The organism is Nocardia vinacea, assembly GCF_035920345.1.
GTDB classification, from domain to species: domain Bacteria; phylum Actinomycetota; class Actinomycetes; order Mycobacteriales; family Mycobacteriaceae; genus Nocardia; species Nocardia vinacea_A.
In genome coordinates, this window is sequence record NZ_CP109149.1 from 5,629,333 (window position 1) to 5,647,630 (window position 18,298).

The following is an 18,298-nucleotide window of genomic DNA, read 5'->3' on the forward strand; positions in this document are numbered from 1 at the left end:
GCAGCGTGGACTCCCTGCGCCAGCTGCGGTACTTCGTCGCCGTCGCCGAAGAACTGCATTTCGGGCGGGCCGCCGAACGCCTCGGCATCGCGCAGCCGCCGCTCAGCCAGCGCATCCGCAAACTCGAACACGATCTCGGGGCCCGGCTCTTCGACCGGAACAGCCGACGTGTCGAACTCACCGAGGCGGGTCAGATCCTGCTCGTCGAAGCCCGCGATCTGCTCGCCCGCTGGGACCGCGCGCAACGGATGGTGGGCAAGGCGCATCGGGGTGAGATCGATGCGCTGCGGGTCGGTGTCCCACCCGAACTGGCCGGGCGGGTGCTCGCGGCGATCCTCACCACATTCGAAAGCCGTGACGTCCGAGTCGATCTACAGGAACTGACCACCGCCGAGCAGATCCGACTGCTCGCCGACCGTCAACTCGATGCCGGACTGCTGCAACATCCGGTCGATGTGGTCGGACTCGAGCTCGGACCCGAGGTCGAGACACCGCTCGGGGTGGTGTTGCCACGCGATTCCCCGCTGGCCGCACGCTCCGCGCTCACCCTCGCCGACCTGGCCGGACTCGGTCTGGTGATCTTTCCGCGGGCCGCCGCGCCCGGACTCTACGACGCGACCCTGCGCACCTGCTGGGAGCACGGCTTCCGGCCCACCCGCGTCCAGCACGCGCGCAATCCCGAATTCGTGCTCGGCATGGTGCTCTCCGGCCGCGGCGTCGCCTTCGACCAGGGCATGGTCGCGCAAAAGGAACCGCGCGTCGTCTGGCGACCGCTGACCGACGCACTGAGCTGGCGGCTCTCGCTGGCGTGGCCCGCCGCGGCACCACATCCGCTGGTCCGCGAACTGGCCGAGCTGATCGTGACGGTCATCCAGGGCGACGGCGCGTCACGGCCCGCGCCCGCTCAGGAGGTGGCACAGCGGCCGTGGAATGTCGTATTCGGCAGATCGTGACGGATGCGGTGAATCGCCAGCCGCGCGGCCTCGCCGATCGCATGATCCACCTCGGGCAATCGCTGGGCGAGCGTATCCGCCCTGGTGAATACCGCTACGGCATAACGACTTCCACCGGGATATGCCACCACCCCGATCTCATTGCGAATCGCGGGCAGTGATCCGGTCTTGCCCCACACCGACACCTCCGACGGGAAGGCCGCGGCGAGCCGGTGCCAGTTGAGCTGCTGGCCCATGAGCTCGCGCACCCACCGGCAGGCGGCAGGATCGCCCGCGCGGTCCTGGCCGAGCAGGGTGAGCAGCCGGGTCATGTCGCGCGGCGTGCTCGCGGTCGTACGCAGTGGGTCCATGGCCCGGGTGGCAAGCACTTCCGACACGCTCAGGGTCGGGAAGCGCCGCGCGAACTCGGTGGTATCGGATGCGCCGATATCCTCAGCCATGGTCTGGACGACGTACCTGGGCGAGCCGACGATCCGCGTCTCGGTGAGCCTCAATTCGCGCACCAGCGAGCGCACATTGTCCAGGCCGACGCGATCGAAGAGCAGGTCGGCGGCGGTGTTGTCGCTCACGGTCAGTGCGAAGAACGCCGCATCGCGCAGGCTGAACTCGACATCGTCCAGACATCCGGCGGTGCCGACGCCACCGAGCCGGTCCGCCGCGCTCGCCCGCACCCGATCGGTCGGGTCGAGCTGACCCGCGACCACCTGACGGGCGAACTCCAGCACCAACGGCACCTTCACCACCGACGCCAGCACCACCGGTTCATCGGCGCCGAGCCCCACCTCACCGGCGCAATCGAAACATCGGGCGTGCACCCAACCGCGCACACCGGCCTTACGGAAGATCTCCTCCACGACTGCCAAACTTCCACACGGGACTGCTCCGAGTCAGCTTGACTCTCCCGCCGATGGAGGGTTCACGCTCGTCACCGTCCGAGATTTCGATACCGAAGGGCTCACGATGAAACTCGATCTGGCCAAGAGCGACCCGCACTACTACGACGCCACCCGGGAACCCGAACTGCGCACCTTCGACACCTACGGCTATCTGACGGTCACCGGCTTCGGCGCACCCGGCGGCGAGCGGTACACCGAGGCGGTGCAGACGCTGTACCGATCCGCGTACGGCGCCAAGAAGATCGCCAAGGCGGACGACCAGGATTTCGTGGTGCCGAAGCTGGAGGGCCAGTGGTGGGTGAACTCCGACGAACCGCCGCTGTCGGTGCCGCGCGAGCAGTGGCAGTGGCGGCTGATGATCCGCATGCCCGAGGTGGTCACCGCCGAGATGGTGTCCGGGGCGACGTTCGAGCGGTTGACCGAGGGGGAGGCGATCCAGGTCATGCATATCGGGCCGTACGCCACCGAACCGGAGACGCTGGCCAGGATGGAAGCGTTCATGACCGCCGAGGGGTTGCTGATGAACGGCCGCCATCACGAGATCTACCTCTCCGATCCACGCAAAGCCCCCGGCGCGAATACCCGCACGATTCTGCGTCATCCCGTGCGTCGCGCCTGAGATCTACTCTGCGGCAAGCGGTTACCAGGCTCGTCCGAGATAGCCGAGCAGTCGACGGTGTGCGGGCGCCTCTGCCGGTACCGTGACCTCGTCGTCGAATATCCCCGGCTTGCGGAACCCATCGAGTCCGCCCATGGCGTGCATTGTGGTCAGCAGTTCGGCGCACAATTCGTCATCGGCGAGGTCGGGGCGATCGATGGCCAACGCGATATCGACGCCGTGCGCGACGACCTCGGTGAGATGGACCATGGCGGCCGCCGGACCGGGGAGCTCGCCGAGTGCCATGCGCACGGTGCCGGTCAGGGCGTCGGGGCGATGCCAGGCCGCGCGGTCCACCTCGGCGGCCGCGGCGAACGCGCCCTGCGGATCGATGCCGAGCCAGTCGTCCTCGAGTCCGGCGCCCGCATCGGTCCCGCTCACCCCGGCCGCGAACCGGTGCATATTGCCGACGGCATGATTGAGCACCGCATGCACATCCCAATCCTGACATGGCGTCGGCGCCGCGAGCCGGTCGCCGTCGACGGCGGCGATCACGATCGCACCCGTCATATCCAGTGCGCGGTCGATCTGTCCGATCACATTGTCCATGGGCATCCTTCGCTCGAAGAGTCAGCAGAATGGGTAGCACAACCGGATGCCGACCAAACTCGATCGAACACGGCCAAAGTCGATCCAACGCCGCCCAGATCACGGAATCCAGCACGACAAGGACCCGAAAAGGTTGCGCCGATACCGTTCCGGAGCAGCACATGATCGAATGTAAACGGCCCTACCGAGTTCCGCCGAGCACTGCGGACCGCCAGCCGATAGGGGCCGACGGTCCGCAGTGACGTATGCGAAATCCGTTATCCGAGAACCGGATAATTGGCGCGGATCACCGACCGCGGATCGCGCGCCCGCTTGATCTCCCGCAACCGCGCCAAGGTCGACGAGTCGAATGCCGCGGCGGCCGTCTCCTCCGGAGTGAGGAAGGTGTACGGCTTGAGCCCGCTGATGTGCGCGCCGATCGCGTCGACGATCTCGGCCCGCCGGGCCTTGACCGCGTCGACGATATGCGGAAGTCCGAGTCCCAACGCATAGAGCAGATAGGGCTCGGTGACCGGTCCGCGCGCGCCACCGTCCGCGCCCGCCCTGGCGAATGCGCCGCCGAGATGGCGGATCTGGATATCGACCAGCGGTGCGACCGGCTCGTCGAGCAGGGTCTTCACGACCGCGTCGCCGAGGTCGGTGAGCAGTTCGGCGCGGGACAGGGACGGGCTGGGATCGGTTGGCTCCGCCGTGATTTCGCCGAGGCTCGCCACCGACAGCGCGCCACGCTTATCGGCGAGCGGCCCGTCGATCGCGTCCAACCGGGTCAGCAGGGATCGGCCTACCTCGGGTTCGCCGAGGTAGGCGACATCCAGCGCGACCATCGGCGGCGCATCCGGGAACTGGAACCGGTGGAACCACACCGACAGTTCGTCGGGTGCGTCGGCGGTGATCTCCTGGAATGCCTCGAAGACCTCCGCCGTGCGCGCACCGTGCCACATCACCCGCCCGCCGTAGAGCCCCGGCGCCGGGAAGAGGTCGAATTCGAGCGCGGTCACCACCGCGAAATCGCCGCCGCCACCACGCAATGCCCAGAACAGCTCCGGATCGTTCGCAGCGGTCACCCGCGTCCGCGCGCCCTCGGCGTCCACGATCTCGAAGGCGCGCACCGCATCCGAGGCCCAACCGTGCTTGCGGCCGAACCAGCTCATCCCGCCACCGAGGGTGTATCCGGTGACGCCGACCACCGGATTGCTGCCTGCGAGTCCGGTGAGTCCGTGCACCGCAGCCGCGGCCTGCACCGAGCCCCAGTTCGCGCCCGCGCCGACCTTCGCCACCCGCCGCTCGGCATCGATCTCGACACTGTCCAGTCCCCCGGTGCGCAGCAGGATCGCGTCCTCCACCCCGCCGGCGGCGCCGTGCCCGGTCGGCTGCGCGATCACCGGTACCCCGGCTCGATATGCGTGTGCCACCACCGCCGCGACGTCATCCGCATCGCCGGCCCGCACCACCGCGGCGACCGGCTGGGTGACCGTCAAGGTCCACGGCCGCGCCGCCGCCTCGAAGCCCGCGTCACCCGGCACCAGCACCCGGCCGGATAGTTCAGCGCGCAGATCCTCGAATGTCATTGGTATGTCCTCACTTCGCAGCTGTGCCCGAAAGCACCTGCGGCCCGTGGATCGTGCCGCGACTACCCCAATGACGAAACGGGAGCGGTAAATGTAACAGCGGCCGCCCGAGATTCTCGGACGGCCGCTGCGAAATCAGGTTTTATCAGGCCCTTCGTCGGACTCGACGTCCTTCTTGTCGAGCCGGGTGATACCGGGTTCGGTGCCCTCGTCGGCCGCCTGATCCGGTTCCGGATGTTCGGGCTCGAAGGTCGCGGGCAGGCCCTTGATATGCCGGTTCATCGACCGCACCAGCAGGACGGTCCCGGCGAGCAACACCAGAATGATCACCAGACCGAGCGGCGACGCCTTGCCGAATTCGGGTCCGGTGGGCGTGCCGGGAGTTTGCGCTAGCAGAACCAACATCACCGGTGCTCGTCTTCGATACCGGCGAACAGATCGGTCTCCGGCCGCGCGGAGTCGACCCTGGACTTGGCCAGTTCGAACTCCTCGGTCGGCCACAGCCGCTGCTGCATTTCCATCGGAATCGCGAAGAACGCGCCGTTGGGATCGATCTGGGTGGCGTGCGCGCGCAGGGCGTCATCGCGCTGCGGGAAGTATTTGGCGCACTCGATCTGGGTGGTCACCTTGGACATGCCGTCCGGGCGGCCCTGCCGGTAGGCGCGCATCCGTTCCAGCCACTCCTGCAGCGGAAACGGCTCACCGATCCGTTCGTATTCGGCGGCGAATACATCCAGGCGGGCCATGGTGAAACCGTGGTCGTAGTAGATCTTCAGCGGCTGCCACGGCTCGCCCGCATCCGGGAAACGCTCCGGATCGCCCGCCGCGTCGAACGCGGCCATCGACACCTCGTGGCAGCGGATGTGATCGGGATGCGGGTAGCCGCCGTTCTCGTCATAGGTGGTCATCACATGCGGCTTGAACTCGCGCACCACGCGGACCAGCGCCTCGACGGCTTCTTCCAGCGGGACCAGCGCGAAGCAGCCCTCGGGTAGCGGCGGCAGCGGATCGCCCTCGGGTAGGCCGGAGTCGACGAAACCGAGCCAGGTCTGGCGCACACCGAGCGCGGCGGCCGCGGCCTCCATCTCCTCGCGCCGGATCTCGTCGATCCGCTCCAACACGCCGGGAGTGTCCATCGCAGGGTTGAGGATGCTGCCGCGTTCGCCGCCGGTCAGCGTGACGATGAGGACATCGTGGCCCTCGTCGGCATACCGTGCGGTCGTCGCGGCACCCTTACTGGATTCGTCGTCGGGGTGCGCATGAACCGCCATGAGCCGAAAGCCACTCACGTCTCGTTCACCTCATCAACCACCGTCATACCTCGTACTCTCCGCCGCCGGGGTCCGATCTGCTTGTCCCTATAGTTCCATTCGACAGACTTTTGTTCCGACGTACCCCCCGGAGTGAGACGGCATGAGTGAAACGCCCGGTGACACGCCGATCGACCGACGTGCCGACCGGTACGGAACCACGCCACGCCCGACGCGCCGCTGGATTCCGTTCGCACTCGGCGCGGTCGTGCTCGCCGCGGGTCTCGGGGTCGCCTACGTCGGCTTCCAGAAGTACGGACCGGAGGATATCGACGCCGAACAGCTCGGTTACACCGTCGTCGACGACTCGACCATCTCGGTCCATCTCAAGGTCACCCGCAAGGATCCGCAGCAGCCGGTGGTGTGTTTCGTCCGCGCGATGGCCAGGGACGGGTCCGAATTGGGCCGCCGCGAGGTGCTCATCGAGCCGTCCGGCAGCGGCACCATCGAGCTGACGACCACCGTGCGTGCCTCCGCCCGGCCGGTGTCGAGCAGCATTTACGGCTGCAGCGATGACGTGCCGAAGTATCTGCGGGCAGGCTGATTCCGGGCAATACGCCACTGAGCGGTCTGCAAAATGAACGCCGACCTGCATGTTTGTGATTCATGCTAAAATGGCGTGATACACGGTTCCGGGGCTCGGAGCCGTGTTTGCTGCATTGGCGGCCAGCGCTGTTAGTTCCGGGTTAGTGAGTTTGCCGGACCTGAAGCCTGTCGGGGTTCGATGAACTTCCCCAGGATGGCACTAGCCGTCGGCTGGTGCGTGCCCGCCCCCTGTGGGCACTGCAGCGGATCAGGGAACCCGGCCTCGGCCGGGAACAACTACTAGGGAGTGATCGAGATGACTGAGACGCAAGTGACTTGGCTGACCCCGGAGTCGCACGACAGGCTCAAGGGTGAACTCGACGCGCTCATCGCCAATCGTCCGGTCATCGCCGCCGAGATCAACGAGCGCCGTGAAGAGGGCGACCTCAAGGAAAACGGCGGATATCACGCCGCGCGTGAAGAGCAGGGTCAGCAGGAGGCGCGCATCCGGCAGCTGCAGGAGCTGCTGAACAACGCAAAGGTCGGCGTTGCGCCCACCAAGTCCGGCGTCGCGCTGCCGGGTTCGGTCGTCAAGGTCTACTACGACGGTGACGAATCCGACACCGAGACCTTCCTCATCGCGACCCGCGAAGAGGGTCTCAACGACTCCAAGCTCGAGACCTACTCGCCGAGTTCGCCGCTCGGTGGCGCGCTCATCGATGCGAAGGTCGGCGACACCCGTGAGTACACGCTGCCCAACGGCAAGACCATGAAGGTGACGTTGGTCAGCGCCGAGCCGTACCACAGCTGATTCCGGGCCTGAAGCCATGAAGAACGGCCGCATCCGGAAAGTACGGATGCGGCCGCTCTTCGTTTCCATATCTAGTTCGCCAGTGCCTGTTCGATGTCGGCCAGCAAATCGCTGACGTCCTCGATGCCGACCGAGAGTCGCACCAGATCGTCCGGCACCTCCAGCTGCGAGCCCGCGGTGGAGGCGTGCGTCATGGCAGCCGGATGTTCGATCAGCGATTCCACGCCGCCGAGCGATTCGGCGAGGGTGAAGATCTTGGTGCGCGAGCAGAACTCGTGCGCCGCATCTTTGCCGCCGTTGAGCCGCACCGAAATCATGCCGCCGAAGCGCTTCATCTGCTTGTCGGCGATGGCGTGGCCCGGATGCTCGGCCAGGCCCGGGTAGATGACCTGCGAAATGGCCGGATGCCTGGTCAGGAATTCGGCAATGGTTTCGGCGTTGTCGCAGTGTCGATCCATCCGCACCGCGAGGGTTTTGGTGCCGCGCAGGGTGAGGTAGGCGTCGAACGGGCCGGGCACCGCGCCCGCACCGTTCTGCAGGAAGGCGAAAGCCGCATCGAGTTGCGGATCGTTGGTGATCAACGCCCCGCCCACGACATCGGAGTGCCCACCGAGGTACTTGGTGGTCGAATGCGTGACGATATCGGCGCCGAGCAGCAGCGGCTGCTGCAGGTACGGCGTGGCAAAGGTGTTGTCCACCACCAGTTTCGCGCCCGCGACATGTGCGACCTCGGCGAGCGCCGGAATGTCGCCGATGCTCAGCAGTGGGTTGGTGGGGGTTTCGATCCAGATCAGCTTGGTGTTCGGGCGGATCGCGGCACGCATCTCGTCGACATTGAATACATGCGCGGGCGAATGCTCGATGCCCCACTGGCTGAAGACCTTGTCGATCAGCCGGAAGGTGCCGCCGTAGGCGTCGTCCGGGATGACGATGTGGTCACCGGGGCGCAGCGTCGCCCGCAGCGCACAGTCGGTGGCGGCCATGCCGGAGGCGAACGCGCGTCCGTAGCGGCCCGATTCGAGCGCGGCGAGGTTCGCCTCGAGTGCGGTCCTGGTCGGGTTGCCGGTGCGGCCGTATTCGTAGCCTTCGCGCAACCCGCCCACCCCGTCCTGGGCGAACGTCGAACTCGCGTAGATGGGCACGTTCACCGCACCGGTCCGCGCTTCGGGTTCGTATCCGGCATGCACGGCTCTGGTGGAGAATCCCAGCTCAGCTCTGTTCATTGTTCGCTCGCTGCGCTCGCTCATGAGGTCAGCCTAAACCTGGGCGATCGGCGGGCTATCAGCCGGACCATTTGTTGTGACCCGATCCCGGCTTTCGCGGCGGCGACGGCGGTAGGTTGAGCTCATGCTGAGCGTTGATGAACTGTTCGCGATCGATGCCCTGTTGACCGAGGACGAGCGCGAGATCCGCGATACCGTCCGCACGTTCGCGAACCATCGGTTGCGGCCGCAGATCGCGGAATGGTTCGAGGCAGGGACGTTCCCAGCCCGTGAGCTTGCGCCGGAACTCGGCAATGTCGGGTTGCTCGGTATGCACTTGGAGGGCTACGGATGCGCGGGTCTGTCGGCGACCGCCTACGGTCTGGCCTGCCAGGAGCTCGAGGCGGTCGATTCGGGTGTGCGCAGCATGGTTTCGGTGCAGGGTTCGCTGGCCATGACCGCGATCCACAAGTTCGGCTCCGAGGAGCAGAAGCAGCAGTGGCTGCCGGATATGGCGGCCGGACGCGCGCTCGGCTGCTTCGGACTCACCGAACCGGATTTCGGCTCGAATCCGGGTGGCATGCGAACCAGGGCCAAGCGCGACGGCACCGACTGGGTGCTCAACGGCTCCAAGATGTGGATCACCAACGGATCGGTGGCCGATATCGCGGTGGTGTGGGCGCAGACCGAGGACGAGGGCAAGCAGGTGGTGCGCGGCTTCCTGGTCCCGCCGGCCGCACCCGGATTCGCCGCGCGCGAGATGCATCACAAGTTGTCGTTGCGCGCATCGGTGACGGCGGAATTGGACTTCGACGACGTGCGGCTGCCTGCCGATGCGGTGCTGCCGCAGTCGCGCGGACTGAGTTCCCCGCTCGCCTGTCTGAGCGAGGCGCGGTTCGGCATCATCTTCGGCGCCCTCGGCGCGGCGCGCGACTGTCTGGCCGCGACCATCGAGTACGCGCGGACCAGGGAGGTCTTCGACAAGCCGCTGGCCGCCTACCAGTTGACCCAGGCGAAGCTCGCCGATATGGCACTCGAGTACGGCAAGGGCCAGCTGCTCGCGCTGCAGGTCGGCAGGTTGAAGGATCGCGGCGAGGTGCTGGCGGAGCAGATCAGCGCGGGCAAGTTGAACAGCACCCGGGAGGCCATCGCCATCGCCCGCGAATGCCGGACCATACTCGGCGCCAACGGCATCACGCTGGACTATCCGGTGCTGCGGCACGCGAACAATCTCGAGTCGGTGCTCACGTATGAGGGCACGGCCGAGGTGCATCAGTTGGTGCTCGGAAAGGCGCTCACCGACTCGAATGCGTTTCGGTAATAACTCGGCCGGACGTTTGAATGAAACGCCACAATTTCATAGATGCTGGCCGATTGCTGGCATGAGTAGACGTTTTCGCTCGGCCCCGCGGTACTCGAAGTGTCGGCATGAAGGACTTTGAACCGCCTGCACCAGACACACGGGGTACCGGCGCTCGCCGCAGCCGCGGCACTACCCGCGCCCTCGGCAGCGCTGGACCAGCACGCCGCGGCAGTGCGCGACATTCTCGAACACGGCGTCGAGGGGTCGACCGGATTTCCGGCGGCGGGGCCTTCTCGACATTTGCCGCCATCAGCACATGGTGACCACTCGTCCAGCCTGGCGACAGCCGCTCGCCCGGCTCGCGCCGGGGTGTCGAAGAGGGAGTCAGCGCATGTCGCGGGGGTCGTCGTATCGCATGTATTCGCCGGTCCGGGAGAAGCCGCCTTGGTGGGAGTAGTCGTCTTGTATGGCGTCTGTCCAGCCCTGGCCGCGGGCTGCCTGCTGGTCCATCCAGATTTGTTCGCGGACGGCGTTTTCGCAGCCGCGTCGGTAGGCCTGGGCGTGCCCCTTGACGGCGGGCATTTCGCCGGCCACTCGCCCGATGCCCGATGCCCGATGCCCGATGCCACGAATCCTGGTGTACGACTGGCACATTCATCATTGCAGACTGGTCGGCCTAGTTTCACAACGCGAATTACACCGTGTAGAGAACATTGTTACTGCCTGTCATCGCTGTGCCATCTCGACGTCACCGAATTGCCAAGGGACGAGGCGCAAGCTGTATCGCATCGAAATGTACGTGGAGGTACACGATGCACGCGCTCTTATCCGACCCCGCCGCCCGGTTGATCTCGATCCCGTTGGGAGCCAGTCATGTTCGTGCGTAGTAGCGCCCCGATCATCGGGGGTGCGAGAGCCCTGCCGGATCAGCGTGAATTGGTCGCTGCCTTCGGCGGACATCCGGTTGAGCCTGCTCGGGAGCATCCGCTCATTCCGCTGGCACACGCGCTCGCGGACCTGCACCGGCAGCGGCACGGCGATCCGCTCGCCACCGCCGGAATCGATTGCCGCCGAGCCGAACTCGTCTCCGCCATCGACACCTGGGTAATCACCCGGGTGCCGCAGCGGCGCTCGACCGCACATATCCGCGCCGAATCCATCGGCGCGACCATGGATCGAATGGCCGCCGCCTACGTCCACGCCAGCCACCTACTGCATACCGCCGAAAAGGTCGCCGACGACCGCGTCCACGCCGCCTGGTACCGCCTCGCCCTACTCGCCGACCACTGGACCGACCTCATCATCGGTGCCGCCCAAGACAACCCGCGCACCCGCCGAACCGCGTAGCGCGATCAAGATCAGGTGGCAATGGTGGCGGTGGCTTCTCGACCGATGCCGCCATGGCTTCCACCTGATCTTGATCCAGTGGGTGGGTGACGGAGTTAGATTGAGCCTGTGCTGAGGAAGCCGAGTAGGTCGTGGCGGGTGATTACGCCTACGGGCTTGCCGTCTTCGACCACCATTAAGGCATCGGTATCCGATAGCGCTTTGGTTGCGGCCGAAATGGGTTCGCCTGAGCCGATCAGGGGGAATGACGGGCTCATATGCTGGGCAACCGAATCCGTCAGGTTCGCACGGCCTTCGAAGACCGCCGACAGCAGGTCACGCTCGGTCACGCTGCCCGCGACCTCGCCCGCCATCACGGGCGGCTCGGCGCCGACGACCGGCATCTGCGAAACCCCGTACTCGCGCAGGATCTCGATCGCATCGCGCAGGGTCTCCGACGGGTGGGTGTGCACCAGATCCGGCAGCGCACCCGATTTGCCGCGCAGCACATCGCCGACCAACGGCTCCGCCGCGCCGTCCATCCGATCACGCAGGAAGCCGTAGGAGCTCATCCACTGGTCGTTGAAGATCTTGGACAGGTAGCCGCGGCCACCGTCGGGTAGCAGTACGACCACGAGCGCATCCGGATCGCGCCGGGCGACCTCGATGGCCGCGATCACCGCCATACCGCAGGAGCCGCCGACCAGCAGGCCCTCCTCGCGCGCGAGCCTGCGGGTCATATCGAAGGAGTCGGCATCGGAGACGGCGATGATCTCGTCGGGCACGGCCGGGTCATAGGCCGAGGGCCAGAAGTCCTCACCGACGCCCTCGACCAGATACGGCCGACCGGTGCCGCCGGAGTACACCGACCCCTCGGGATCGGCGCCGACGATCTGCACCTTGCCGCCGGAGACTTCCTTCAGGTACCGACCAGCGCCGGTGATGGTGCCGCCGGTACCGACACCGGCCACGAAGTGGGTGACCTTGCCGTCGGTATCGCGCCAGATCTCCGGCCCGGTGGTCTCGTAGTGACTGTCCGGCCCGCCCGGGTTGGAGTACTGGTCCGGCTTCCACGCGCCGTCGATCTCGCGGACCAGCCGGTCGGAGACGCTGTAGTAGCTGTCCGGGTGGTCCGGGGGCACCGCGGTCGGGCACACCACGACCTCGGCGCCATAGGCACGCAGCACGTTGCGCTTGTCCTCGCTGACCTTGTCCGGGCAGACGAACACGCACTGGTAACCGCGCTGCTGCGCGACCAGCGCGAGCCCGACCCCGGTATTGCCGGAGGTCGGCTCGACAATGGTGCCGCCCGGCCGCAGTGCACCGGAGGCCTCGGCCGCCTCGATCATCTTCACGGCGATTCGGTCCTTGGAGCTACCACCCGGATTCAGATATTCGATCTTGGCCGCGACAATGCCTGCGTTGGGGCCCACCACCGAGTTCAATCGAACCAGCGGCGTATTGCCGATGAGGTCAACGACGTGATCAGCGATGCGCATGCCCCTATCGTTGCAGAAGGGGTCGATATCCGTGCGCGCGCGTCTAGCCCGACAAATCGCACATGACGGTGATCACTTCCCTAGGATCGCAAATATGAAGCAGCCGAACATCGCTCGCGCCGCGACAGTTCTGGCCGGAGCTGCAGTGGCCGCCGGAGTCCTCGGGGCCGCCCCCGCCCAGGCCGCGACCGTTCAGTTCCCGCAGGTGCCGACGCTGGCGCACGGCGCCCTCTGCTGGACGACCATCCGCACCTGGGCCGACACCAGTGCGCAGTGGCCGGGCCGGGCCGTTCTCAATGTGCGCGCGGATCCGGCGGTGGGGCTCGGACCCGGTGACTATCCGCTGGCTCCGCTGTGCGAGGTCCGCACCACCGTCGCGTGGCGCAATCTGAACACCGGCGCAACGGGCAGCTACGACAACAACGTGGTCACCGGCCTCTACGGCAGCATTCAGTACGCCCTGTTCCAGGACACCGGTCCGGGACGCGTCGAGGTCACCGTCACCACCGACACCGCGAGCGTCCCCGCGCACGGGTGGTTCGACGTTCCCGGCGACCCGCCAGCCTGAATCGCGCCACGAGTTCGCTGCCTGCGGTAACCGTGTCTGCCGCACGGCGGCCTCATCTCGTGTTGCCTCGAACCGCAACAACTGATTTCGTAGATACATGGGTAACTCATCGGGTACGCCCTGGAGCTGTGGCGCACCCAACCACCGGCCCGGACCGCAACTGCCGTGACTCCCGACGACCGGCAAAAGGCCCGGGGAGGCGGGGGAGTATGGAAGACCGCGGTTGTGACGGGTGCCGCAACTGTATTGGCCGGTTCCGGCGCCGGGACCGCATGGTGGGCGACATATCGGCTGCTCATGGCACAGGCCGGGGTCGCGCGCGGGGTCATCGGGCGCGATACCTCGAAACCGCCCGAGGCCGACGGCATCTACACCGCGGGCTGCCTCGCGCCGCAACCGTGGCGCACCGGTCTGCCTGCCGACGTGCATCTGATGATCTTCGGCGATTCCACCGCGGCCGGGGTCGGCTGCGTATCACCCGAGGAAGTCCCCGGCGTGCGCATCGCCCGCGGCCTCGCCGAGGCCTCCGGACAGCGAATCCGGTTGAGTACCAAGGCCATATCCGGTGCGACCTCGAAGGGGCTGTCCGGACAGGTCGACGCGATGTTCGTCGCCGGCCCCCCGCCGGATGCCGCGGTCATCTTCATCGGCGCCAACGATGTCACCAAGAAGCACTCCATCCGCGCCTCCGCGCACCGGCTGGCCGCCGCGGTGGCCCGCCTGCGCCGTGCCGACAGCATCGTGGTGGTCGGCACCTGTCCGAATCTCGGCACCGTCGTGGCAATTCCGCAGCCGCTGCGGACGGTGGTGCGTAACTGGAGCATCCGCTTGGCCCGGGCCCAATCGGTCGCGACCACGATGGCCGGTGGCATCCCGGTGGCAATGGGCGACCGGCTCGCCTCGGAGTTCCGTGCCGCACCCGAGCAGTTGTTCTCCGAAGACGGATTCCACCCCTCGGCGGCGGGTTACGAACTGGCGGCCACGCTGCTGCTCCCGGTCCTGATCGAGGCACTCGAGGAGGCGACCCCGGGTTCCCGCCCAACAGGACGCGACGTAGATTCGATCCGAACGCACAAGTAACAAACGGTTCGAAGACCGCGTTTCGGACACCGTCCCGGCGCACCCTGACCGTCCAACAAAGGAGTCCTCATGCCCGAGGCCGTCATCGTTTCCTACGCTCGCTCGCCGATCGGCCGCGCCGGAAAGGGCTCGCTGGTGAGCATGCGGCCGGATGACCTCGCGGCCCAGATGGTCCGCGCGGCTCTGGACAAGGTTCCCGGCCTCGCCCCCACCCAGATCGACGATCTGATCCTGGGCTGCGGCCAGCCCGCCGGTGAGGGCGGTTTCAACATGGCCCGCAATGTGGCCGTGCAACTCGGCTACGACACCCTGCCCGGCGTCACCCTGAACCGCTACTGCTCGTCCTCGCTGCAGACCACCCGGATGGCCTTCCACGCCATCAAGGCCGGTGAGGGCGACGTGTTCATCTCCGCCGGTGTCGAGACCGTGTCGCGGTTCCCGAAGGGCACCGCCGACGGCTGGCCGGACACCCACAACCCGGAGTTCGCCGAGGCCGAGGCCCGCACCGCCAAGCGCGCCGAAGGCGGCGCGGACCTGTGGACCGATCCGCGCGCCGCCGACATCCTGCCCGACGTCTACATCGCCATGGGCCAGACCGCCGAGAACGTCGCCCAGTACACCGGCATCAGCCGTGAAGATCAGGACCATTGGGGCGTGCGCTCGCAGAACCGCGCCGAGGATGCCATCAAGGCCGGCTTCTTCGAACGGGAGATCACCCCGGTGACCCTGCCCGACGGCACCGTCGTCACCACCGACGACGGCCCGCGCGCCGGCACCACCTACGAGAAGATCTCGCAGCTCAAGCCGGTGTTCCGCCCGGACGGCACCATTACCGCCGGTAACGCCTGTCCGCTCAACGACGGTGCGGCCGCGCTGGTCGTCATGAGCGACACCAAGGCCAAGGAGCTGGGCCTGACCCCGCTGGCGCGCATTGTCGCCACCGGCGTCTCGGGCCTGTCCCCCGAGATCATGGGCCTCGGCCCGATCGAGGCGGTTCGCAAGACCCTGAAGACCGCCAAGATGACCATCGACGACCTCGACCTGTACGAGATCAACGAGGCATTCGCCGTCCAGGTCCTCGGTTCCGCCCGCGAGCTGAACATGGACCTCGACAAGCTGAATGTGTCCGGTGGCGCCATCGCCCTCGGCCACCCGTTCGGCATGACCGGCGCCCGCATCACCGCCACCCTCATCAACAACCTCCAGACCCACGACAAGCAGTTCGGCCTGGAGACCATGTGCGTCGGCGGCGGCCAGGGCATGGCCATGGTCATCGAGCGCCTGAGCTAGTTTTCGCGCCCCTCGGGGCGACAAACGAAATCCGTTGAACGGCTCCCCATCCGGCGCGATAGGGAGCCGTTCGACGTTTCATCGGTTGGGCTCCGCTCGCCGATGTCACACTCCCCACCCGGGCTCCGTCTACTCAGCGAATCACCAGCTGAACCCGTTCCGAAGGAGCCCATTCCATGTACACCGCCTACGTCATCGTCACTGTTCTCGCCGCCGCGTGGGTCGGCTTCTCGGGCTTCTCGTTGCTGCGGCGGGCGAAGTTCGTCGTCGATCCGCTGGTCGAATACGGCGTGCCCGAATCGTGGTGGAACCTGCTCGGCCTGGCCAAGACCGCGGGCGCGGTCGGACTCGTTGTCGGCCTTTGGATCCCGGTGATCGGATACGCCGCCGCGATCGGCGTCGTGCTGTACTTCACCGGCGCGGTCGTCACCAATATCCGGGCCCGCGCCTACGGCCACATCCCGTTCCCGCTGCTGTACATGATCCCGGTCATCGTCGCCGCCGGTCTCGGCATCGCCGCCTGAGCCCGATGACGGTGCTAGGGGCACACGAAGAACGGCTCCCTACCCGAGCGGGAAGGGAGCCGTTCTCGGTAGCCGAATCACTAGTCGTTGTTGAAGTAGCTCAGCAGGCGCAGGATTTCGATGTAGAGCCAGACCAGGGTGACGGTCAGGCCGAGGGCGACACCCCAGGCGGCCTTCTCCGGGGCCTGGGCGCGGATGAGCTGGTCGGCGGCGTCGAAGTCGAGCAGGAAGCTGAAGGCGGCGACCGCGATCACGACCAGGCTGAAGACGATGGCGAGGGGGCCGCCGTCACGCAGGCCGAGGCCGCCGTCGATGAAGAAGCCGGCGATCAGGTTGCCGACGATCAGGACCAAGATGCCGATCATCGCGCCGAAGATCATTCGGGTGAAGCGCGGGGTCACGCGGATCGCGCCCGTCTTGTAGACCACGAGCATGCCCGCGAACACGCCGAAGGTGCCGAGCACCGCCTGCGCGATCATGGCACTGCCGCCGACGCCGCCGAATTCGATGTTGGTGAACATGAACGACAGCGCGCCGACGAACAGACCCTCGAAGACGGCGTACGAGAGCACGACAACCGGGTTGTCCATCTTTCTGGCGAAGGTCGCGACCAGCACCAGCACGAAGCCGATCAGACCACCGCCGATGACGAACAGCGGCGCCAGCGAGGTGTTCGCGTTGGTCAGGCCGTAGGAGATGATCGCCGACAGCGCGAGCACACCGAGTGTGATGGCGGTCTTGGTGACCACATCGTCGATGGTCATGGCCCGGGTGGCCGGGGCCTGCTGATACTGGGGGTACTGCGGGTACTGGCCGTGCTGCTGGGTCATCTGGCCCGCGCCCGTCACCCCTGACCCGAAGTTGGCATAGCCACTGCCCTCTTGCCGAGGAAGTTGACGAAAAACCGGATTGCTAGTAGTGCGCACCGTTGATGCCTTTCTGGAGTCGTGGTCCACGTCGCCGTGGCCGTCAGTCCCGAGCCGTCTCATCCGAGCCGGTGTCCGATATCCAACTAGGTTGTCCAACGTGTATCGACCCGGCCGAGTTCCCGAGCGACCCTTCGGTACGGACAATTCGGACTCTACTACCGCTGAACGTCGCGCAGCCCACGCACGGATCGCGTCACCGTGAATTTCCGATTGCGGCCGATCACCTCGGTCTGGCCGACCATCCGCTGGACCACGCCGCGATAGTTCAGATGCGAGTTGTAAACCGTCCACAGTTCACCGCCGGGACGCAGCACCCGACCGGTTTCAGCGAACATCTTGATCGCCGATCCGGTGTGCACGGCGGCGCCGACATGGAACGGCGGATTGCAGAGCACCAGATCGGCGCTGTTGTCCGCGGCGGAGGACATGGCGTCGTCGCGCACCACGGTCACCCGATCGGCGACCTCGTTGACCACCGCGGTCGCCCGCGCCGACGCCACCGCGGCGGCCGACTGATCGGTGCCGACCACCCGGATGCCGGGCCGCGCCTTGGCCAGCGCGACCGCCAGAATGCCGGTGCCGCAACCGAGATCGATGGCATCGCGGGCATCGGGCTTCATCCACTTGAAGTGCTGCAACAGGAATCGGGTTCCGATATCCAATTTGGCGCCGGAGAACGCCGCGCCGTGCGCGACCACGTCGATATCGATATCGTCGATCCGCTCATGCACCGGAAATGGCGGCGCGGCAACGGGTTTCGGCCCGCTCACCAATAGCGTGCGGGACTTCTGCCGGCCCCGGCTCGCGCGCACCTGCGAGAACGATTCGGCCAGTACATCGTTCATGGATTTGGTCAGATATTTGTCGCGCCCGCCCGCGAATACGGTCACCTCGGGATCCGCGTAGCGGGCGACGGCGTCGGCGACCTCGGTCAGTCCGGCGAGCATGCGCGGTAGTCGCAGCAGCACGACCTTGGCGTCGGCGAGCAATTCTTTGGAGAGCGCGTGTGCGGTATAGCGATCCGCGAGACCGAGCACGCGGGCATTGTTGGCCAACGCGAGTTCGCCGGTGAGCAGGTCCTGATGGACACGGATATCGCGCAGATCGTGTCCGGCGATCGCGCCGAGGGTGAGCGCGCCGTAGGCGTCGCCGATCACGGCGATCCGGCCGCTGCCTGCGGCATCGATGGCATCGGCGGCGACGTCGAGAATCAACCGGTCGGCGGCATCGACGGCGTAGAGGTTCAGCGCCTCCACATCCGGGTACCGCCGCAGCCGGCCAAGTACGTCCTCGACATCTCCCACACC

General features: G+C 66.6%; 20 protein-coding genes. 10 read left to right on the forward strand and 10 right to left on the reverse strand.

The features are described from left to right. Positions 1–5: 5 nt before the first annotated feature. Positions 6–953, forward strand: coding sequence for a LysR family transcriptional regulator (locus tag OIE68_RS25780; RefSeq protein ID WP_327093665.1), 948 nt, complete (start codon positions 6–8; stop codon positions 951–953). Here the strand turns inward: OIE68_RS25780 and OIE68_RS25785 are convergent. Further along, positions 905–1,807 (reverse strand): serine hydrolase, encoded by a 903-nt coding sequence (locus OIE68_RS25785; RefSeq protein WP_327101808.1) that lies wholly within the window; start codon positions 1,805–1,807, stop codon positions 905–907. The two genes, OIE68_RS25780 and OIE68_RS25785, sit on opposite strands and share 49 nt — an antisense overlap. Positions 1,808–1,913: 106 nt before the next feature. On the opposite strand from OIE68_RS25785, the gene OIE68_RS25790 reads away from it, so the two are divergent. Next, on the forward strand, positions 1,914–2,468 hold the full coding sequence (locus tag OIE68_RS25790; protein ID WP_327093666.1) for a GyrI-like domain-containing protein: 555 nt from the start codon (positions 1,914–1,916) through the stop codon (positions 2,466–2,468). A gap of 21 nt (positions 2,469–2,489) precedes the next feature. Here OIE68_RS25790 and OIE68_RS25795 read toward each other — a convergent pair whose 3' ends face one another. The 4 genes from OIE68_RS25795 to mca form a co-directional block, all read right to left on the reverse strand. Beyond that, positions 2,490–3,056, reverse strand: a complete 567-nt coding sequence (locus tag OIE68_RS25795) for a TIGR03086 family metal-binding protein (protein ID WP_327093667.1) — start codon at positions 3,054–3,056, stop codon at positions 2,490–2,492. A 257-nt stretch (positions 3,057–3,313) separates the two neighbouring features. After that, positions 3,314–4,624: an FAD-binding oxidoreductase gene (locus OIE68_RS25800; RefSeq protein ID WP_327093668.1), complete on the reverse strand. Its 1,311-nt coding sequence runs from the start codon at positions 4,622–4,624 to the stop codon at positions 3,314–3,316. A gap of 135 nt (positions 4,625–4,759) precedes the next feature. Then, positions 4,760–5,029, reverse strand: coding sequence for a hypothetical protein (locus OIE68_RS25805; RefSeq protein ID WP_327093669.1), 270 nt, complete (start codon positions 5,027–5,029; stop codon positions 4,760–4,762). Then, positions 5,029–5,895: a mycothiol conjugate amidase Mca gene (gene mca / locus OIE68_RS25810; protein WP_327101809.1), complete on the reverse strand. Its 867-nt coding sequence runs from the start codon at positions 5,893–5,895 to the stop codon at positions 5,029–5,031. The genes OIE68_RS25805 and mca overlap by 1 nt, the downstream gene beginning before the upstream one ends. Before the next feature lie 142 nt (positions 5,896–6,037). Between mca and OIE68_RS25815 the strand changes: the two genes are divergently transcribed. Both OIE68_RS25815 and greA read left to right on the forward strand, forming a co-directional pair. Beyond that, on the forward strand, positions 6,038–6,478 hold the full coding sequence (locus OIE68_RS25815) for a DUF4307 domain-containing protein (protein WP_327093670.1): 441 nt from the start codon (positions 6,038–6,040) through the stop codon (positions 6,476–6,478). A gap of 297 nt (positions 6,479–6,775) precedes the next feature. After that, positions 6,776–7,270: a transcription elongation factor GreA gene (gene greA, locus OIE68_RS25820; protein ID WP_327093671.1), complete on the forward strand. Its 495-nt coding sequence runs from the start codon at positions 6,776–6,778 to the stop codon at positions 7,268–7,270. Between the two features lie 71 nt (positions 7,271–7,341). On the opposite strand, the gene OIE68_RS25825 is transcribed toward greA, so the two are convergent. Further along, positions 7,342–8,517, reverse strand: coding sequence for a cystathionine gamma-synthase (locus tag OIE68_RS25825; RefSeq protein ID WP_327093672.1), 1,176 nt, complete (start codon positions 8,515–8,517; stop codon positions 7,342–7,344). 100 nt (positions 8,518–8,617) lie between these two features. Between OIE68_RS25825 and OIE68_RS25830 the strand changes: the two genes are divergently transcribed. Further along, complete coding sequence (locus OIE68_RS25830; RefSeq protein WP_327093673.1) at positions 8,618–9,793, forward strand: acyl-CoA dehydrogenase family protein; 1,176 nt, start codon at positions 8,618–8,620, stop codon at positions 9,791–9,793. 366 nt (positions 9,794–10,159) lie between these two features. Here the strand turns inward: OIE68_RS25830 and OIE68_RS25835 are convergent, their stop codons facing one another. Beyond that, a complete protein-coding gene (locus tag OIE68_RS25835; protein ID WP_327093674.1) occupies positions 10,160–10,369 on the reverse strand; it encodes a hypothetical protein in 210 nt (69 codons plus the stop codon). Positions 10,370–10,648: 279 nt separating this feature from the next. On the opposite strand from OIE68_RS25835, the gene OIE68_RS25840 reads away from it, so the two are divergent. After that, a complete protein-coding gene (locus OIE68_RS25840; protein WP_327093675.1) occupies positions 10,649–11,122 on the forward strand; it encodes a DUF4254 domain-containing protein in 474 nt (157 codons plus the stop codon). Between the two features lie 95 nt (positions 11,123–11,217). Here OIE68_RS25840 and OIE68_RS25845 read toward each other — a convergent pair whose 3' ends face one another. Then, positions 11,218–12,600 carry a cystathionine beta-synthase gene (locus tag OIE68_RS25845; RefSeq protein WP_327093676.1) on the reverse strand — a complete coding sequence of 461 codons (1,383 nt, stop codon included), beginning with the start codon at positions 12,598–12,600 and terminating at the stop codon, positions 11,218–11,220. 94 nt (positions 12,601–12,694) lie between these two features. Between OIE68_RS25845 and OIE68_RS25850 the strand changes: the two genes are divergently transcribed. The 4 genes from OIE68_RS25850 (at position 12,695) to OIE68_RS25865 (ending at position 16,062) form a co-directional block, all read left to right on the forward strand. Next, entirely contained in the window at positions 12,695–13,168 is a 474-nt protein-coding gene (locus tag OIE68_RS25850) for a hypothetical protein (RefSeq protein ID WP_327093677.1), read from the forward strand. A 225-nt stretch (positions 13,169–13,393) separates the two neighbouring features. Continuing rightward, positions 13,394–14,248 carry an SGNH/GDSL hydrolase family protein gene (locus OIE68_RS25855; protein WP_327093678.1) on the forward strand — a complete coding sequence of 285 codons (855 nt, stop codon included), beginning with the start codon at positions 13,394–13,396 and terminating at the stop codon, positions 14,246–14,248. A gap of 69 nt (positions 14,249–14,317) precedes the next feature. Next, the gene (locus OIE68_RS25860; RefSeq protein WP_327093679.1) at positions 14,318–15,538 is read left to right on the forward strand and encodes an acetyl-CoA C-acetyltransferase; all 1,221 of its coding nucleotides are present in this window, start codon (positions 14,318–14,320) and stop codon (positions 15,536–15,538) included. A 176-nt stretch (positions 15,539–15,714) separates the two neighbouring features. Then, the gene (locus OIE68_RS25865; protein ID WP_327093680.1) at positions 15,715–16,062 is read left to right on the forward strand and encodes a DoxX family protein; all 348 of its coding nucleotides are present in this window, start codon (positions 15,715–15,717) and stop codon (positions 16,060–16,062) included. An 80-nt stretch (positions 16,063–16,142) separates the two neighbouring features. On the opposite strand, the gene OIE68_RS25870 is transcribed toward OIE68_RS25865, so the two are convergent. Next, positions 16,143–16,988: a Bax inhibitor-1/YccA family membrane protein gene (locus tag OIE68_RS25870; RefSeq protein ID WP_327093681.1), complete on the reverse strand. Its 846-nt coding sequence runs from the start codon at positions 16,986–16,988 to the stop codon at positions 16,143–16,145. Between the two features lie 158 nt (positions 16,989–17,146). Beyond that, positions 17,147–18,295: a class I SAM-dependent methyltransferase gene (locus OIE68_RS25875; protein ID WP_327093682.1), complete on the reverse strand. Its 1,149-nt coding sequence runs from the start codon at positions 18,293–18,295 to the stop codon at positions 17,147–17,149. Positions 18,296–18,298 lie beyond the last annotated feature (3 nt).

Excerpts from the sequence above, each read along its gene's own strand:
- OIE68_RS25790 (WP_327093666.1), top strand. The coding sequence starts at position 1,914 with ATGAAACTCGATCTGGCCAAGAGCGACCCGCACTACTACGACGCCACC.
- OIE68_RS25795 (WP_327093667.1), bottom strand. The coding sequence starts at position 3,056 with ATGGACAATGTGATCGGACAGATCGACCGCGCACTGGATATGACGGGT.
- OIE68_RS25800 (WP_327093668.1), bottom strand. The coding sequence starts at position 4,624 with ATGACATTCGAGGATCTGCGCGCTGAACTATCCGGCCGGGTGCTGGTG.
- OIE68_RS25805 (WP_327093669.1), bottom strand. The coding sequence starts at position 5,029 with ATGTTGGTTCTGCTAGCGCAAACTCCCGGCACGCCCACCGGACCCGAA.
- mca (WP_327101809.1), bottom strand. The coding sequence starts at position 5,895 with ATGGCGGTTCATGCGCACCCCGACGACGAATCCAGTAAGGGTGCCGCG.
- OIE68_RS25815 (WP_327093670.1), top strand. The coding sequence starts at position 6,038 with ATGAGTGAAACGCCCGGTGACACGCCGATCGACCGACGTGCCGACCGG.
- greA (WP_327093671.1), top strand. The coding sequence starts at position 6,776 with ATGACTGAGACGCAAGTGACTTGGCTGACCCCGGAGTCGCACGACAGG.
- OIE68_RS25825 (WP_327093672.1), bottom strand. The coding sequence starts at position 8,517 with ATGAGCGAGCGCAGCGAGCGAACAATGAACAGAGCTGAGCTGGGATTC.
- OIE68_RS25830 (WP_327093673.1), top strand. The coding sequence starts at position 8,618 with ATGCTGAGCGTTGATGAACTGTTCGCGATCGATGCCCTGTTGACCGAG.
- OIE68_RS25840 (WP_327093675.1), top strand. The coding sequence starts at position 10,649 with ATGTTCGTGCGTAGTAGCGCCCCGATCATCGGGGGTGCGAGAGCCCTG.
- OIE68_RS25845 (WP_327093676.1), bottom strand. The coding sequence starts at position 12,600 with ATGCGCATCGCTGATCACGTCGTTGACCTCATCGGCAATACGCCGCTG.
- OIE68_RS25850 (WP_327093677.1), top strand. The coding sequence starts at position 12,695 with ATGAAGCAGCCGAACATCGCTCGCGCCGCGACAGTTCTGGCCGGAGCT.
- OIE68_RS25860 (WP_327093679.1), top strand. The coding sequence starts at position 14,318 with ATGCCCGAGGCCGTCATCGTTTCCTACGCTCGCTCGCCGATCGGCCGC.
- OIE68_RS25865 (WP_327093680.1), top strand. The coding sequence starts at position 15,715 with ATGTACACCGCCTACGTCATCGTCACTGTTCTCGCCGCCGCGTGGGTC.